The organism is Actinoplanes sp. NPDC026619, assembly GCF_040638295.1.
Classification (GTDB): domain Bacteria; phylum Actinomycetota; class Actinomycetes; order Mycobacteriales; family Micromonosporaceae; genus Actinoplanes.
On record NZ_JBEZYA010000015.1, the window covers coordinates 149,520 to 164,104 of the forward strand.

A 14,585-nucleotide genomic window follows, 5' to 3' on the forward strand; every position below is an offset into this window, starting at 1 on the left:
GTTCTGCCCGACCGGCGCATCAGGCCGGGTGGTCCGGATGGAGGGCGGTCAGCTCGCGCTGGGGGCCAGCACCAGCCGGGTGTGCTCGGCCAGGTCGGCCGCGGCGTCGGGCGCCGAGCGCCGGCCAGGTCTCGCTGATCCGGTCGGCGGTGGCGACGGCACGGCCCATGGCCGTCCGCTCGGGCGCCGCGGTCAGCGTGCGCGCACCCTCGGCCCAGTCGCGCCGTGCCCGGCCCGATCGGCGGCGGGCCAGGGCCGGGACCAGCGACGACAGCGCGAGCAGCAGGAAGGCTCCCAGCGCGATGCCGAGCTCGAGCGACAGGAAATGGATGCCGATCAGCGCGACCAGCACCGGCGGCAACCCGATCGCCACGACCATCGGCACCGAGCGGTCGGTCTGCGCCGGATGGGTGGGAACCCGGGTCTCGACCAGAGCGCTCCACCGTCGCCGCACCTGCCGCCCGGGAATGCGCGGCTTGGTCCGGGAGATGCTCGTGGTGTCCCGGTCCCGCGCGATGTAGAGCCCCACAACCTCGAAGAATAGGCCACGAGAAAACTCAACCAAATGGTTGAACAAGGACCGCGGGCGGGCTATGTTCAACCACATGGTTGAGGATTTGGACGACGTGTTCCACGCGCTGGCCCACGAGGCGCGCCGGAGCATGCTGCGCCGGCTGGCGGCGAGCGAGCTGACGGTGGGCGAGCTGGCCGAGCCGCTGCACATGTCGCTGGCCGCGGCGTCCAAGCACGTCAAGGTCCTCGAGCACGCGGGGCTGGTCGACCGTACGGTCGCGGGTCGCCGGCATGTCTGCCGGCTGAATGCCCGGCCGCTCTCCGGCGCCACCGCCTGGCTCCGGTTCTACGAAGAGTTCTGGGACACCCGACTGGACGCGCTTCGCGACGTCCTCGAGGAGGAGAAACCGTGAACGTAAGCCGTGAGATCACCCTGTCCGCGCCGGCGCATTCCGTCTATCGCGCCTGGCTCACCCCGGAGATCCTGCGACGCTGGCTCGCGCCGGGTGACAGCGAGTGCACTCGCGCCGAGGTCGACGAACGGGTCGGCGGGCGCTTTCAGATCTGGCAGGAGGAGGACGGCCGGCCGATCGGCGGCTTCGACGCCGAGATCCTCGAGCTGGTGCCCGACCGGCGCATCGTGTGGCGCTGGGGGATGACCGGGCCGGACCGCGGTCAGATGTTCGACTCGACCCTCACGGTCACCCTGGAGGACACCGCCGACGGTGGCACCCTGCTGCGGTTGACGCACGAACGGCTGGACGAGCTGGCCGCGGCGATGCCGCAGGTGGCCGCGCAGTTCGGCGCCGGCTGGGAGGACGTGCTCCACAAGCTGGCCGTGGTCGTCAAACAGTAGATTCACGGCGTGCTGCGTACCCTTCCCACCGCCGACCTGACCGCCGCCGAGCGGGCCGTGGTCCGGCAGATGCTCGACCTCGCGTTCGCCGGGAACTTCGGCGACGCGGACTGGGACCACTGCCTCGGCGGACTGCACGTGGTGGCGGTCGAGCGGGACGAAGTCGTCGCGCACGCGGCGGTCGTGCAGCGGAGCTTCCTGCACGCGGAGCGGGCCTGGCGGTGCGGCTACGTGGAAGCGGTCGCCGTGCACCCACGGTGGCGTGGGCAGGGCTTCGCGGCGGCCGTCATGGCCGAGGCCGAGCGCATCGTCGACCACGGCTACGACCTGGGCGCGCTCGCCGCGTCGGCGTCGGGCCGGGGCCTCTACCTGCGCCGGGGCTGGCTGCCCTGGCAGGGCCACACGTTCACGCTCTCGCCCACCGGCCCGCGGCGCACCGCCGAGGACGACGACGGCACGTTCGTGCGCGTCGTCCCCGGCGGCGCCGACCTGCATCTCACCGGCACGCTGACCTGTGATTGGCGCGACGGCGACGTCTGGTGACGGGGGTCGGTCACGCCAGTTGGGCGGCCAGCTCCACGTGGTCCAGGTCGGACAGGTCCAGGACCTGCAGGAAGAGGCGGGTCGCGCCGGCCTCGGCGTACCGCTGAATGGTTGCTCTGGCCTCGGCGAGCGTGCCCACCACGCCGCCGTTCTCACGCATCTCCTCGACCTCGCGGCCGATGGCCGCGGCACGGCGCCGGACCTCAGCGTCGTCGCGTCCGACGCAGAGCACCGCGGCGGCCGAGAAGGCCGGCAGATCGGCACGGCCGATCGCGGCCGAGGCCTGCCGCACCCGCTCGTAGATCGGCGCGATGTCCTCGATCTTGGAGAACGGGACGTTGAACTCGTCCGCGAAACGGGCCGCGAGGGCCGGCGTGCGCTTCTTGCCGTGCCCGCCGATGATCACCGGCGGCCGCGGCGACTGCACCGGCTTCGGCAGCGCCGGCGAGTCGATCAGCTGGTAGTGCTTGCCGTCGAAGTGGTACGACGAGCCCGACGGCGTCGCCCACAGGCCGGTGATGATCTCGAGTTGCTCCTCGAGGCGGTCGAACCGCTCGCCGACCGTCGGGAACGGGATGCCGTACGCGGTGTGCTCGCGCTCGAACCAGCCGCCACCCAGACCGAATTCGATCCGGCCGCCGCTCATCTCGTCGACCTGCGCCACCGCGATGGCCAGCGGCCCGGGCTGCCGGAACGTGGCCGAGGTGACCAGCGTGCCGAGCCGGATGCGGGACGTCTGCACGGCCAGCGCACCCAGCGTCACCCAGGCGTCGGTCGGTCCGGGCTCGCCGGAACCGCCCATGGCGAGGTAGTGGTCGGAGCGGAAGAATCCGTCGAAGCCGGCCGCTTCCGCGGTCTGGGCGACCCGGAGCAGGTCGTTGTGGGAGGCCCCCTGCTGGGGTTCGGTGAAGATCACAAGACGCATGGGTCCAAACTGCCATGGGTTGGTCGCACACGAAGAGTGTGTGGGCAGTAACGTTGGCCACCATGGCCGGATATGGATGGATCAGCCTCACCACCGACTACGGGACGTTCGACGGTTTCGTCGCGGCGTGCCACGGGACGATCGCGCGCATCGCGCCCGGCATACAGGTCATCGACGTGACCCATCACGTGCCGCCGGCCGACGTGTCGCGCGGCGCCACCGTGCTCGCCCAGACAGCGCCCTACCTCCCGCCGGCGGTGCACGTCGCGGTGGTGGACCCGGGCGTCGGCACGGCCCGGCGCGGTCTGGTGCTCGGCACGCCGAAGGGTCTGCTGGTCGGGCCGGACAACGGGGTGCTGATCTGGGCGGCCGAGGCGCTCGGTGGCGTCGAGACGGCGTACGAGTTGGCCAACAAGGACTGGACGCTCGGCGACGTCTCGCGCACCTTCCACGGCCGCGACGTGTTCGCGCCGGCCGCCGCCCACCTGGCGCTCGGCTCCCCGCCGTCCGACGCCGGCCCGCGCGTCGACCCGGCCACCCTGGTGCGCCTGCCCGACCCGGTGGTGACGGTCGGCGACGGCTGGATCGAGTCCGAGGTCATCACCGTCGACCGGTTCGGCAACGTGCAGCTGGCCGCGGGCGGCGAGGTGCTGGCCGGGCTCGGCACCGAGCTGCTGGTCGGCACCGTCCGGGCCCGGCGCGGCAGCACGTTCGCCGAGGTCGACCGGGGCGACCTGCTGGTCTTCGAGGATTCGGCCGGCCACGTCGCGATCGCCGTCAACAACGGCCGGGCGGTCGTCGTGCTGTCCGTCCAGCCCGGCGACCTCGTCAAGATCGCCCAGCGCTAACTGAAATGCCTGAGGGTGACACCGTCTGGAACACGGCCAGGGTGCTGGAGAAGGCCCTGGCCGGAGACGTCCTGACCGGCTCCGACTTCCGGGTGCCGCAGCTGGCCACGACCGACGTCGCCGGCTGGACGGTGGCCGAGTCGGCGAGCCGCGGCAAGCACCTGCTGCTGCGCCTCACCCGCGGCTCGGAGACTCCCCTGACTCTCCACTCGCATCTGCGGATGGACGGCGCCTGGCGGGCGTACGCGCCGGGTGACCGGTGGACCGCTCGCCCCGCGCACCTGATCCGGGTGGTGCTGCGCTCCGCCCGCTCGGTCGCGGTCGGCTACCACCTGCACGAGGTCGCGCTGCTGCCGACCGCCGAGGAGGACACGCTGGTCGGCCACCTCGGGCCGGACCTGCTCGGCGACGACTGGGACCCGGCCGAGGCGGTCCGCCGGATCGCCGCGCAGCCGGACGCGAGCATCGCCGAGGCCCTGCTCGACCAGCGCAACCTGGCCGGCGTCGGCAACCTCTACAAGGCCGAGACGATGTTCCTGCGCGGCCTGTGGCCGTGGACGCCGGTCGCCCAGGTGAACGATCTGCGCAGCGCGGTCGAGCTGGCCCAGAAGCTGGTCGCCTCGAACCGGGGCCGCTGGACCCAGACCACCACCGGCTCGCTGCGGCGCGGCGAGACCAGCTATGTGTACGGTCGTCGCGCCCAGCCGTGCCGCCGCTGTGGCACGGCCATCCGTAAGGCCGACCAGGACGAGCGCGTCACCTACTGGTGCCCGCGCTGCCAGCCGCGCCCCTAGACGACGCGGGCGGCCGCGATCGGGCGGGTCGCGACGGTGTGCGTGTACGCCGATCCGCTGTTGACGCTCCAGCGGTAGCGGGAGAACAGGCCGGTCGCGGTCGAGGCGTAGAACATCATGTGCCCGATGCCCACGCCGGTGAAGTTGCCCTCCGCGGCGACCATCCGGGTGTCCGGGTAGTCGGCATAGAAGCCGGTGTCGTAGACGCCGTGCGGGTCCGACGTGCAGTCGAGGACCTCCACGGCGTACTGCGTCTCGCCGGTGAAGTTCATGTTGCCGGTGAAGATGCCCTTGACCTCGCGGACCAGCACGATGTGGCCGGTGTTGTCCGGGTCGTTGTCGTAGGTGATCGCGATCAGGTCGCCGGGCAGCAGGTCGGCGACGCGGTCGATGCGGCGCAGGTGCGGGCCGGGGTCGCCGGCGAAACCGAGACGATAGTCGGCCGCCTCCGGTGAGGAGTCGGCGAAGTGCGTCGCGAAGTAGGTGTCGGTGGCCCAGGCCGGGTAGGTGTGCTTGAGCAACGCCGACACGAACGACGAGCACCGGGCCCGGGACAGCCAGCTGGTCGGCTCACCCGGGGTCCCCCACGACACCTGGGCGGTGCCGCCACGCAGGTAGAAGTTGTTGTACCGGGCGGTCGCGCCCGAGATCAACGCGATCTCGGCGGCGGTGAGCGCCCGGCCGTAGGCGCGCACGTCGGCGATCGACCCGGTCCACCGGTTGACCGCCGCGCCCTGCCACGTCGCCTGCCCGATCTGCAGGTTACGAGTGGCGGCCCAGGCGGGCAGCGAGTCGTCGGTTCCCTCGAGCACGCCGTTGACGTACAGGTAGATCTTGGTGCCGTCGCTGACCCCGGCGAGATGCGCCCAGATGCCCGGCGCGGCCGCGGTGGTGGCGACCGCGCTCCTCTTCTGGCTCTCGTCGGCGCTGCGCACCTTGAAGGCCCAGCCGAGGGCAGGGTCGTACTGCAGGAGGAACCGGCTCGTGGTCGGCGAATCCTGGCTGACCGCGGTGGACATGGTGGACAGTGCCGCCAGGCGCACCCAGGCCGACACCGTGAACGGCACCGTGGTGTCGAGGACCGCGGCGGTGGTCGCGTAGCCGGTGCCGTCCAGGCTGAGCTCGCCGCCGGCCCGCCACCGGGTCCAGCTCGTGCCGGGGCCCAGGGTGGCCGGATGACCGCCGCCGGAACGGTCAGCGCCGTCGCCGCCGAGCGACCAGAGCCCGGCGAGGCCCGCGGAGAGGTGGCCGGCCGCAAGAAGGCGCTGGTATTGCACCAGTTGCTCGGCCTCGATCAGGTGCGGAGCGCTCAGGGCGGTGAAGGGCCGGTCGAGCGGCTGCGCTGCCGAAGCGCTGGTAACGGCAGTGCCGGCGGTCAAGGCGCCGGCGCCGGCCGCCGCGGCGCTGCCGAGCAGGCGTCGTCGAGTGAGGCGCACGATTTTCCCCCGGGTCTGTCGATCGATGCGTCGACCGGGGAGTGTGCCACTAGACAGAGGCCGCCGGGGGGCGCTTCAGCTCGGCCAGGCCCTCGGCGAGGCCGCGCATCCGGTCGGTCGCGTCGACCAGGCCGTTGAGCGCCGGATGGCGGCCCTCGGTGAACGGGTGGCCGTCCTCGGCGACGTAGCTCGCCGCTGCGGCGACCAGCCGCTCGTAGGCGTCGACGCCGTCGGTGAACTGGTCGGCCAGGCCGGCGTGCGACTGCTCGAGTGCGGACTTCTTGTCGGGCGGGGCAAGCGGAAGGGCCCGCTCGACGGTCGCCACCCGCTGGCCCAGGTCACGCAGCCACTGCTCGGCCACCGCGGCCTCGAGGACGGCGGCCTCGCCGGGGCCGCTGAGCCGGCCGGCGAGGGCGGTCAGGGTGGCCGACGCGCGGTCCAGCCTGTCCCAGGCCAGGGCGACCGCGGTGCCGCGCAGCGCGTAGCGGTTCTTCTGCCGGCGCATCTCGTTGATCATCGTGCGGCCGGCCGGGAACCGCTCGATCGCGGCGGTCAGTCGCTGGCCGGCCAGGGCCGGGTCGGGTGCAGGCGGGGCGGGCAGCGCCGCCAGCGCGCGGTGATCGCTCCACCGCCACCAGGCCAGGGCGACCGACGAGCCGGCCGCGCCGGCCCAGATCGCGTCGGCGATGCCGATCCCCGAATAGGGCGTGAGGACGGCGGTGGCCGCGACCAGGCCCCCACCCATGACGCTCCAGCGCCGCGCCGAATTGCGCAGCCGCCGGAGCCGGCGGAAATACCTGGTCCGCTCGTCCACCGTCGTCCTCCCCGTTCGTTACAAGAGATCAGCCGGCCGCGGTGGTGTCGCCGCGCTTCTGGTTCATGCTGGCGCGGATCTCGTCGAGCCGGGCGACGCTCGCCGGGTCGCCGGCCGGGGCCTGCTCGACGGCGGGCTGGGCCGGCGACGCGCCGAGCTTCTCGCCGGCCATGCTGGCCCGGATCTGCTCGAGCCGGGACGAGCCGGCCAGGTCGAGGCTCGACTTCTGCACCTCGAGCATGCGGCCCTCGACCGAGTTGGACGCCAGCTCGGCGCGACCCATGGCGTTCGCGTAGCGCTGCTCGATCTTGTCGCGGACCTCGTCGAGCGACGGCGTGTTGCCGGGCGCGGCGAGCGACGACATCGACTCGAGCGACTTGGCCACGGTCTCCTGCATCTTGGCCTGCTCGAGCTGGCTGAGCAGGCGGGAGCGCTCGGCGATGCGCTGCTGGAGCACCATCGCGTTGTTCTCCACCGCCTTGCGCGCCTGGCCGGCCGCACCGAGAGCCTGGTCGTGGAGGGTCTTCAGGTCCTCCATCGACTGCTCGCCGGAGACCAGCTGGGTGGCCAGCGTCGTCGCGGTCGACTCGTATTTCTGCGCCTCGGACTCGTTGCCGTCGGCGCGGGCCTTGTCGGCGAGGACGAGCGCCTGGCGGGCCATGCCCTGCAGCTTCTCGACCTCGGACATCTGGCGGGACAGCTTCATCTCCAGCTGCCGCTGGTTGCCGATGACCGCCGCCGCCTGCTGAACGAGCGCCTGGTGCTGCCGTTGCGCATCCTCGATGGCCTGCTGGATCTGGACCTTCGGGTCGGCGTATTCATCGATCTTCGCGCCGAAGAGCGCCATCATGTAACGCCAGCCCTTGACGAACGGGTTCGCCATCTCGCGGTATCCCCTCAATGTCGCTCAGTCTTCGGCGCCACCTGGATGGCGCGTGCAATCCATCGTGTCAGCTCGGCGCCACCGGCGTCACGTGACCTCGGGGGGATTTCAGGGTCTCCCCCACGCTCCGAGGTTACGCCGTGCCGCACCTCAGGGTCGATCCCGGAGGGGCTATGGAAAAGGGCCGGTCCGCCTGTAAGCGGGCCGACCCATGACTTATTTGTGGTCTAAGCGGCGTACACCACTTCGCGGGGCTTGCGGGTGGCGTGCAGCGTCGCTTTGAGCGGCGAATCGTGGCGCACGGAAACAGAAACCTCCGGCTTGACTGCTGCCGGCTTCTCCTCGATCGGCACCAGCACGCCGTCCATCTCCTCGGCGAGCAGCAGCGTGTCGCTGACCTCACCCAGAAGCTCGGACAAGCGGGCGCCGAGCGCCTCACAGATCGCGGCAAGAAGTTCGCTGGACGCTTCCTTCTGTCCGCGCTCGATCTCGGACAGGTAACCCAAGCTGACATTCGCGGCGGTGGAGACCTCGCGCAGCGTGCGGTGCTGTCCCTGTCGGCGCGCCCGAAGTGCGTCGCCGATAACCCGGCGTAGCAGGACCATGGCACCTCCTCCTGCGGCGGGCCGCCGGCACATGCCGGAGGCTTCCCGCAACCGTACCCGTTGCCGGCGACGCCGACATCCCGCCCCGCCGAATTCCGGAACTCCCGCCGACCGGGCGATCGTTCCAACCACCATGATCACTGGAACATTCCCAGCTCAGACGGCAGAGGACGCCGCTTGCAGTTTCTCTGAGAGCAGACTCAGCACAGCCGTCACACTTTCGGTGCGGATGACCTCGCGGTTTCCGTCGAGTTTCAATTCGCGCACGTCAGCGCCGTGCCGGTCGGCGACGGCCACGTAGACCAGGCCCACCGGCTTCCCGTCCTGCGGGTCGGGGCCGGCCACGCCGGTGGTGGCGATGCCCCAATCGGCGCCGCAACGCTCACGGGCGCCGACGGCCAGCGCCTTCGCGACGTCCGGGTCGACCGGGCCACGTTCGGCCAGCAGCGCCGCCGGCACACCGGCCAGCCGGGCCTTGAGCTCGGTCGCGTAAACCACCAGACCGCCCCGGAAGACCGCGCTCACGCCGGGGATCTGCACCATGGTCGAGGCCACCAGGCCGCCGGTCAGCGACTCGGCCGTGGCCAGCGTCTCCCGGCGGTCGACGAGCCGGTGCACCACGTCGGCGGCGGCCAGACTTGTCTCCACGGGAAAGATTCTAGTTACCGCGGCGCAGGCGCACGGCCTGGACGACGTAGTCGCCGCCGGTCACCACGGTCACCACCAGCGCGGCGCCCATCAGCCACGGCCCGACCACGTCGAACGGTTCCGGCACCGGCCACAGGTACCACGCGATCGCGGCGATCTGCAGGACGGTCTTCAGCTTTCCGCCCCGGCTCGCGGCGATCACGCCGTATCGAATGACCCACAGGCGCATCAGCGTCACACCCCATTCACGAACCAGGATGGCCACGGTGACCCACCACGGCAGCCGGTCGTAGATGGAGAACAGGATCAGCGCGCTGCCGGTCAGCGCCTTGTCCGCGATCGGATCGGCGATCTTGCCGAACGAGGTGACCATCGACCAGCGCCGGGCGATCCAGCCGTCGACGTAATCGGTCGCCGAGGCGACGCAGAACACCAGGCAGGCGGCGATCCGTGACCCGGTGCCGGTCAGCGAGGTGGCGGCCACGATCGCCACGAAGATCGGAACCATGACGATCCGCAGAACGGTGAGGATGTTCGCCGCGTTGTACGGCGAAACCGCAACCGGAACCGGCTCGTCAGCCACGTTTCGGCACCGGGGCCGCGTCGATCATCTCGACCGGCTCCGCGATCAGGTCGACCCCCTCGGTGCCGGTCACCCGGGCCCGCACCAGGTCACCCGGCTGCAGTCCGGAGAAGGACCCGACCAGGGACGTCGAGCCGTCGACCTCCGGCGCCTGGTGCTCGGCGCGGCCCTCGACCTCGCCGCCGGCCACGGAGTCGACCAGCACCTCGACCAGGGCGCCGAGCCGCTCCTCGGCGCGCTGCGTGCACAGCTCGTCGGCCAGCGACACGACCCGGTCGTACCGCCGCTTGATGGTGTCTTCCCGGACCTTGCCGGTCAGCCCGGCCGCCTCGGTGCCGTCCTCGTCGCTGTAGTCGAAGACGCCGATCGCGTCGAGCCGGGCCTCGCTGAGGAAGCGGACCAGCTCGTCGACGTCCTGCTTGGTCTCGCCGGGGAAGCCGACGATGAAGTTGCTGCGGGCCCCGGCGGCCGGCGCCAGCGCGCGGGCCGAGTCGAGCAGATCGAGGAAGCGCTCGGTGGAGCCGAACCGGCGCATCCGGCGCAGCACCGGCTCGCTCGAGTGCTGGAAGGACAGGTCGTAATAGGCGGCCACGCCGGGAGTGGTGGCGATCACCTCGACCAGGCCCGGCCGGGTCTCGGCGGGCTGCAGGTAACTCGCCCGCACCCGGACGATGCCGTCGACCGCGGCCAGCTGGGGCAGCAGCTTCTCGAGCAGCCGGGGGTCACCCAGGTCTTTCCCGTACGACGTGCTGTTCTCGCTGACCAGCACCAGCTCGCGCACGCCCGTGCCGGCCAGCCACTCGGCCTCGGCGAGCAGCTCCTGCGGGTCGCGGGAGACGAAGGCGCCGCGGAAGGCCGGGATGGCGCAGAACGAGCAGCGCCGGTCGCACCCGCTGGCCAGCTTGAGCGAGGCCACCGGGCCGGACTCGAGCCGGCGGCGCAGAACCTTCCGCAGGTGGGCCGGGGTGTGCTCGTCGACCGTGGCGTGCCCCGGGATGACCACCTTGGCCGCCTGGCGCTGCACCGGAGTGATCGGCAGCAGCTCGCGGCGGTCCCGCGGGGTGTGCGCGTCGAAGCGCTCACCGGCCAGCACCCCGTCGAGCCGGGAGGCGATGTCGGCGTAGTCGTCGAAGCCGAGCACCGCCTGCGCCTCGGGCAGGCTGTCGGCGAGCTCTTTGCCATAGCGCTCGGCCATGCAGCCGGCCGCGACCACCTTGGCGCCGGTGTCGGCGGCGGCCAGCAGGGTCTCGATCGAGTCCTGTTTCGCCTTCTCGACGAAGCCACACGTGTTGACCAGGACCACATCGGCCCCGGAGGCATCGGTGCTGACTTCCCAGCCACCGGCATCCAGGCGGGCCGCCAGCTCCTCGGAATCGACCTCGTTACGGGCACAACCGAGGGTGAGCAGGGCTACGCGGCGGGGGGTGGGAGTCACTGACACTCCGCCAAGGTTACCGGTCATCTGCGGTGCCGTTCCGTCCGTACTACCTGCCGATGCGGACAACCGGGAAACTCGTCGCGCTCGTCGCGGTCGCGGTGCTGGTGCGGGCGGTTGCCTGGCCGGTCACGACCGGAGATATGCGCATCTTCTTCATGTGGTACTACCAACTCGAGGGCGGCTGGCGGGCGGTCGGCGCCGACGTGGGCAATTACAACGCCCCGTTCGTGTATCTATTGGCATTCCTGCACCTGGTGCCGGGACCGCTGGTCATCAAGATCAAGTTGGCGTTCGTCCTTTTCGACGCGGTGCTCGTCTTCTTCGCGTACAAAATCGCCGGTTTTGAAAAAGCTCTTGTCGTTGCTCTTCTGCCCACCGTGGTGATCAACGCGTCGCTGTGGGGGCAGATCGACGCCATGTGGGCGAGCCTGGCCGTCGGCGGTGTCTATTTCCTGCTGCGGGAGCGGCCCTGGATCGCCGTCTCGCTGTTCGGCGCGGCCCTGGCGATCAAACCCCAGGCGATCTTCATCTTTCCGCTTCTGCTGCCGCTCGCGCTGGGCGGCCGGCTCCCCTGGCGCACGCTCCTGGCCGCCCCCGCCGTCTTCCTCGCCCTCGATCTCCCGGCCGTCCTGGCCGGTCGCAGCCCGGCCGAGCTGCTCACCATCTACGACATGGGCCGCCAGGCACACGTCGTCGAAGGCCTGACCATGCGGGCCCCCTCGGTCTATGCGTTCCTGCCGGCCGACGCCCCGCTCCGCACCGCCGGTTATGTCGTCGCGGCCGCCGCCGTCCTGGCGGTGTGCGCGGTGCTGGCGCGCCGGCAGTTCGAGATCATCCCGGCGGCCGCGCTCTTCGCGATCATGGTGCCGTTCCTGCTGCCGGGCATGCACGAGCGCTATTTCTTCCTGGCCGACGTGCTGACCCTGCTGCTCGCGTTCCAGCGGCCCCGGCTCTGGTTCGTCCCGGTGCTGGTGCAGGCGGCGTCGCTGATCTCGTACGCGCCCTACCTGCTCGGCGGCTATCTGATGCCGATGGCCATCCCTGCCGCGATGATGCTGGCGGCGGGGGCGGTCACGGCCGTGCACGTCATCGGCTACTCGTCGCCGGTGTGGCAGCTCAGTCGACGTGCAGGTCGGCCAGCGCTTCTTCCAGACCGTCCGGCTTGATCAGCACGTCCCGGGCCTTGCTGCCCTCGGTCGGCCCGACGATGCCGCGGCTCTCCATCAGGTCCATCAGCCGGCCGGCCTTCGCGAAGCCCACCCGCAGCTTGCGCTGCAGCATCGACGTCGACCCGAACTGGCTGGTCACGACCAGCTCGATGGCCTGCAGCAACAGCTGCAGGTCGTCGCCGATCTCCTCGTCGATCTGCTTCTTCTTGCTCGGCGGCGCCTCGGTGACGTTCTCCCGGAACTCCGGCTCGCGCTGCTCCTGGCACCACTTGACGACCGACGCGATCTCCGACTCGTCGACCCAGGCGCCCTGAATGCGGGTCGGCTTCGAGGCGCCCATCGGCAGGAACAGACCGTCGCCGCGGCCGAGCAGTTTCTCGGCGCCGGGCTGGTCGAGGATGACCCGCGAGTCGGCCAGCGAGGACGTGGCGAAGGCGAGCCGGGACGGCACGTTCGCCTTGATCAGGCCGGTGACCACGTCGACCGACGGGCGCTGGGTGGCCAGCACCAGGTGGATGCCGGCGGCCCGGGCGAGCTGGGTGATCCGGACGACCGAATCCTCCACGTCGCGCGGCGCCACCATCATCAGGTCGGCGAGCTCGTCGACGATCACCAGCAAGTAGGGATACGGCTTCATCTCCCGCTCGCTGCCCGGCGGCGCGGTGATCTCGCCGCTGCGGACCTTGCGGTTGAAGTCGTCGATGTGGCGCACGCCGTTGGCGGCCAGATCGTCGTAGCGCATGTCCATCTCGCCGACGACCCACTCGAGCGCGTCGGCCGCCTTCTTCGGGTTGGTGACGATCGGCGTGACGAGGTGCGGGATCCCCTCGTACGCCGTCATCTCCACCCGCTTCGGGTCGACCAGCAGCAGCCGCACCTCGTCCGGCGTGGCCCGGGTCAGGATCGACACCAGGATCGAGTTGAGGCAGGAGCTCTTGCCCGCGCCGGTGGCGCCGGCGATCAGGATGTGCGGCATCTTGGCCAGGTTGGCCACCACGAAGCCGCCCTCGATGTCCTTGCCCAGCGCGACCACCATCGGGTGGTGATCGCCGGTGGCGGCCCGCGAGCGGAGCACGTCGCCGAGGGAGACGTTTTCCGGGTCGGTGTTGGGGATCTCCACGCCGACCGCGCTCTTGCCCGGGATCGGGCTGAGGATGCGCACGTCCGGCGACTTCACCGCATAGGCGATGTTGCGGGAGAGCTGGGTGATCCGCTCGACCTTGACGCCCGAGCCGACCTCGACCTCGTAACGGGTCACGGTCGGGCCGCGGGTGAAGCCGACAACCACGGCGTCGACGTTGAACTGCTCGAACACCCCGGTCAGGGCGGCCATGATCTCGTCGTTGGCGCGGCTGCGAGCCTTGGCCGGCGGGCCGGTGGCCAGCAGCGTCGGCGGCGGCAGGCGGTAATCGCCGGGCACCGCGCTGATCTCCAGCTGCTCGGCCCGGGTGGGCGGCGCCGGCGTGTGCACGGGCGGGGCCGGCGGCTTCTTACGGCTGGTCGGCACCTTCGGCACCGGGACGACGTCGTGCAGGATGTCGTCGTCCTCCGACTCGGGCGCCAGGCCGATGTCGGCGAGGGAGCCCTGCCGCCGGCGGGACGGCCGCCGGGTCTTCGGCGCCTCCTCCTCGGGCTCGACATCGAGATCGAGGTCGTCGGCGTCGAGCTCGGGCAGCGGCGCGCGCTCGGTCGACCGGCCGGTCAGCACGTCGACCAGCAGCATCAGCCGCTCGGGGATCCGGTTGATCGGCGTCGCCGTGATCACCAGAAGACCGAAGACGAAGAGCAGGACCAGCAAGGGTACGGCGACCCAGGCGGTCACCGCGTGCTCGAGCAGGCCGCCGACCGCGAAGCCGAGCAGGCCGCCGGCCCGGTCCATGGCCACGTCGTCGCGCGGCTGCTGGGCGACGTGCAGCAGGGAGCCGGTGGCCACCAGCAGCGCGGTCCAGCCGACCACGCTGCGGCCGCGGTGCTCGGGGTCGGCGGGCCGGCGCATCAGCCGCACCGCGCCGTAGAGCAGGAGCAGCGGCAGCAGCACGGCGAGGCCACCGAAGAACAACCGGACCGCGTCGGCCAGCCACTTGCCGACCGGCCCGGCGCTGCCCACCCAGACCGCGACCCCGATCAGGATCGCGAGGCCGAGCATCAGCAGGCCGGCGCCGTCCCGGCGGTGCTCGGGATCGATCTCCTTGGCGGTGGCGGCCTGCTTGCCGACGCCGCGGGCCACCCAGCCGACGCTGTGCGCCAGACCCATCCAGAGGGCGCCGGCGCCACGGCCGGCGGCGGTCGCGACGACCGCGCCCACCGAAGGCCGGGCGCGGCTGGCACTCGCGCGGGGCCGGGCGGCGGTGGTCTTCTTGCGGGCGGGCTGCCGGGCCGGTTGGCGTGCCGGTTGCCGGGCACGACTGTTCGCGGCACCGCGCGACGAGGAGCGGCCCCGGCTCGCCGGAGGAGTTCGGCCCGCCATGCCCTACACCGTAGCGTCGATATGCTCAGCGAACGTGAAGGCGCGCTAGGGCCTCTTTCGTGG

Annotated in this window: 16 protein-coding genes; 6 read left to right on the top strand and 10 right to left on the bottom strand. The window is 71.3% G+C overall.

Annotation, left to right across the window (positions count from 1 at the left end; genetic code table 11):
• Nucleotides 1–19 precede the first annotated feature (19 nt).
• Nucleotides 20–529 carry a hypothetical protein gene (locus tag AB0E90_RS29840; protein ID WP_360412983.1) on the bottom strand — a complete coding sequence of 170 codons (510 nt, stop codon included), beginning with the start codon at nt 527–529 and terminating at the stop codon, nt 20–22.
• 76 nt (nt 530–605) lie between these two features.
• On the opposite strand from AB0E90_RS29840, the gene AB0E90_RS29845 reads away from it, so the two are divergent.
• The 3 genes from AB0E90_RS29845 to AB0E90_RS29855 are packed head-to-tail and all read left to right on the top strand — an operon-like array spanning nt 606 to nt 1,912.
• Complete coding sequence (locus tag AB0E90_RS29845) at nt 606–926, top strand: metalloregulator ArsR/SmtB family transcription factor (RefSeq protein ID WP_360412985.1); 321 nt, start codon at nt 606–608, stop codon at nt 924–926.
• A complete protein-coding gene (locus AB0E90_RS29850) occupies nt 923–1,369 on the top strand; it encodes an SRPBCC domain-containing protein (RefSeq protein WP_360412988.1) in 447 nt (148 codons plus the stop codon). The genes AB0E90_RS29845 and AB0E90_RS29850 overlap by 4 nt, the downstream gene beginning before the upstream one ends.
• A 9-nt stretch (nt 1,370–1,378) precedes the next feature.
• Nucleotides 1,379–1,912, top strand: coding sequence for a GNAT family N-acetyltransferase (locus AB0E90_RS29855; RefSeq protein WP_360412990.1), 534 nt, complete (start codon nt 1,379–1,381; stop codon nt 1,910–1,912).
• Between the two features lie 10 nt (nt 1,913–1,922).
• Here the strand turns inward: AB0E90_RS29855 and AB0E90_RS29860 are convergent, their stop codons facing one another.
• On the bottom strand, nt 1,923–2,837 hold the full coding sequence (locus tag AB0E90_RS29860) for an LLM class F420-dependent oxidoreductase (RefSeq protein WP_360412993.1): 915 nt from the start codon (nt 2,835–2,837) through the stop codon (nt 1,923–1,925).
• A 62-nt stretch (nt 2,838–2,899) separates the two neighbouring features.
• Here AB0E90_RS29860 and AB0E90_RS29865 point away from each other — a divergent pair, with 62 nt between their 5' ends.
• Both AB0E90_RS29865 and AB0E90_RS29870 read left to right on the top strand, forming a co-directional pair.
• Nucleotides 2,900–3,685: an SAM-dependent chlorinase/fluorinase gene (locus AB0E90_RS29865; protein WP_360412996.1), complete on the top strand. Its 786-nt coding sequence runs from the start codon at nt 2,900–2,902 to the stop codon at nt 3,683–3,685.
• 5 nt (nt 3,686–3,690) lie between these two features.
• Entirely contained in the window at nt 3,691–4,479 is a 789-nt protein-coding gene (locus AB0E90_RS29870; RefSeq protein WP_360412999.1) for a DNA-formamidopyrimidine glycosylase family protein, read from the top strand.
• On the opposite strand, the gene AB0E90_RS29875 is transcribed toward AB0E90_RS29870, so the two are convergent.
• The 7 genes from AB0E90_RS29875 to rimO all read right to left on the bottom strand — a co-directional run bounded on the left by AB0E90_RS29875 (nt 4,476) and on the right by rimO (nt 10,910).
• Nucleotides 4,476–5,915, bottom strand: coding sequence for a LamG domain-containing protein (locus tag AB0E90_RS29875; RefSeq protein ID WP_360413002.1), 1,440 nt, complete (start codon nt 5,913–5,915; stop codon nt 4,476–4,478). The genes AB0E90_RS29870 and AB0E90_RS29875 overlap by 4 nt on opposite strands.
• Nucleotides 5,916–5,964: 49 nt before the next feature.
• On the bottom strand, nt 5,965–6,729 hold the full coding sequence (locus AB0E90_RS29880; RefSeq protein WP_360413005.1) for a hypothetical protein: 765 nt from the start codon (nt 6,727–6,729) through the stop codon (nt 5,965–5,967).
• Between the two features lie 28 nt (nt 6,730–6,757).
• Nucleotides 6,758–7,612 carry a PspA/IM30 family protein gene (locus AB0E90_RS29885; RefSeq protein WP_360413008.1) on the bottom strand — a complete coding sequence of 285 codons (855 nt, stop codon included), beginning with the start codon at nt 7,610–7,612 and terminating at the stop codon, nt 6,758–6,760.
• A gap of 227 nt (nt 7,613–7,839) precedes the next feature.
• Nucleotides 7,840–8,217, bottom strand: coding sequence for a helix-turn-helix transcriptional regulator (locus tag AB0E90_RS29890; protein ID WP_360413010.1), 378 nt, complete (start codon nt 8,215–8,217; stop codon nt 7,840–7,842).
• A gap of 156 nt (nt 8,218–8,373) precedes the next feature.
• Nucleotides 8,374–8,865, bottom strand: a complete 492-nt coding sequence (locus AB0E90_RS29895; RefSeq protein WP_360413013.1) for a CinA family protein — start codon at nt 8,863–8,865, stop codon at nt 8,374–8,376.
• A gap of 10 nt (nt 8,866–8,875) precedes the next feature.
• A complete protein-coding gene (gene pgsA, locus AB0E90_RS29900; RefSeq protein ID WP_360413016.1) occupies nt 8,876–9,448 on the bottom strand; it encodes a CDP-diacylglycerol--glycerol-3-phosphate 3-phosphatidyltransferase in 573 nt (190 codons plus the stop codon).
• Nucleotides 9,441–10,910: a 30S ribosomal protein S12 methylthiotransferase RimO gene (gene rimO, locus AB0E90_RS29905; protein ID WP_360413019.1), complete on the bottom strand. Its 1,470-nt coding sequence runs from the start codon at nt 10,908–10,910 to the stop codon at nt 9,441–9,443. Before rimO ends, pgsA begins: the two co-directional genes overlap by 8 nt.
• Nucleotides 10,911–10,915: 5 nt before the next feature.
• On the opposite strand from rimO, the gene AB0E90_RS29910 reads away from it, so the two are divergent.
• The gene (locus AB0E90_RS29910) at nt 10,916–12,052 is read left to right on the top strand and encodes a hypothetical protein (protein WP_360413022.1); all 1,137 of its coding nucleotides are present in this window, start codon (nt 10,916–10,918) and stop codon (nt 12,050–12,052) included.
• Here the strand turns inward: AB0E90_RS29910 and AB0E90_RS29915 are convergent.
• Complete coding sequence (locus tag AB0E90_RS29915; RefSeq protein ID WP_360413025.1) at nt 12,003–14,522, bottom strand: DNA translocase FtsK 4TM domain-containing protein; 2,520 nt, start codon at nt 14,520–14,522, stop codon at nt 12,003–12,005. The two genes, AB0E90_RS29910 and AB0E90_RS29915, sit on opposite strands and share 50 nt — an antisense overlap.
• Nucleotides 14,523–14,585: the final 63 nt, after the last annotated feature.

Bases quoted from the DNA above. Each gene is read 5' to 3' on its own strand.
- AB0E90_RS29845 (WP_360412985.1), top strand. From the start codon at position 606: ATGGTTGAGGATTTGGACGACGTGTTCCACGCGCTGGCCCACGAGGCG.
- AB0E90_RS29860 (WP_360412993.1), bottom strand. From the start codon at position 2,837: ATGCGTCTTGTGATCTTCACCGAACCCCAGCAGGGGGCCTCCCACAAC.
- AB0E90_RS29865 (WP_360412996.1), top strand. From the start codon at position 2,900: ATGGCCGGATATGGATGGATCAGCCTCACCACCGACTACGGGACGTTC.
- AB0E90_RS29870 (WP_360412999.1), top strand. From the start codon at position 3,691: ATGCCTGAGGGTGACACCGTCTGGAACACGGCCAGGGTGCTGGAGAAG.
- AB0E90_RS29885 (WP_360413008.1), bottom strand. From the start codon at position 7,612: ATGGCGAACCCGTTCGTCAAGGGCTGGCGTTACATGATGGCGCTCTTC.
- AB0E90_RS29890 (WP_360413010.1), bottom strand. From the start codon at position 8,217: ATGGTCCTGCTACGCCGGGTTATCGGCGACGCACTTCGGGCGCGCCGA.
- rimO (WP_360413019.1), bottom strand. From the start codon at position 10,910: ATGACCGGTAACCTTGGCGGAGTGTCAGTGACTCCCACCCCCCGCCGC.
- AB0E90_RS29915 (WP_360413025.1), bottom strand. From the start codon at position 14,522: ATGGCGGGCCGAACTCCTCCGGCGAGCCGGGGCCGCTCCTCGTCGCGC.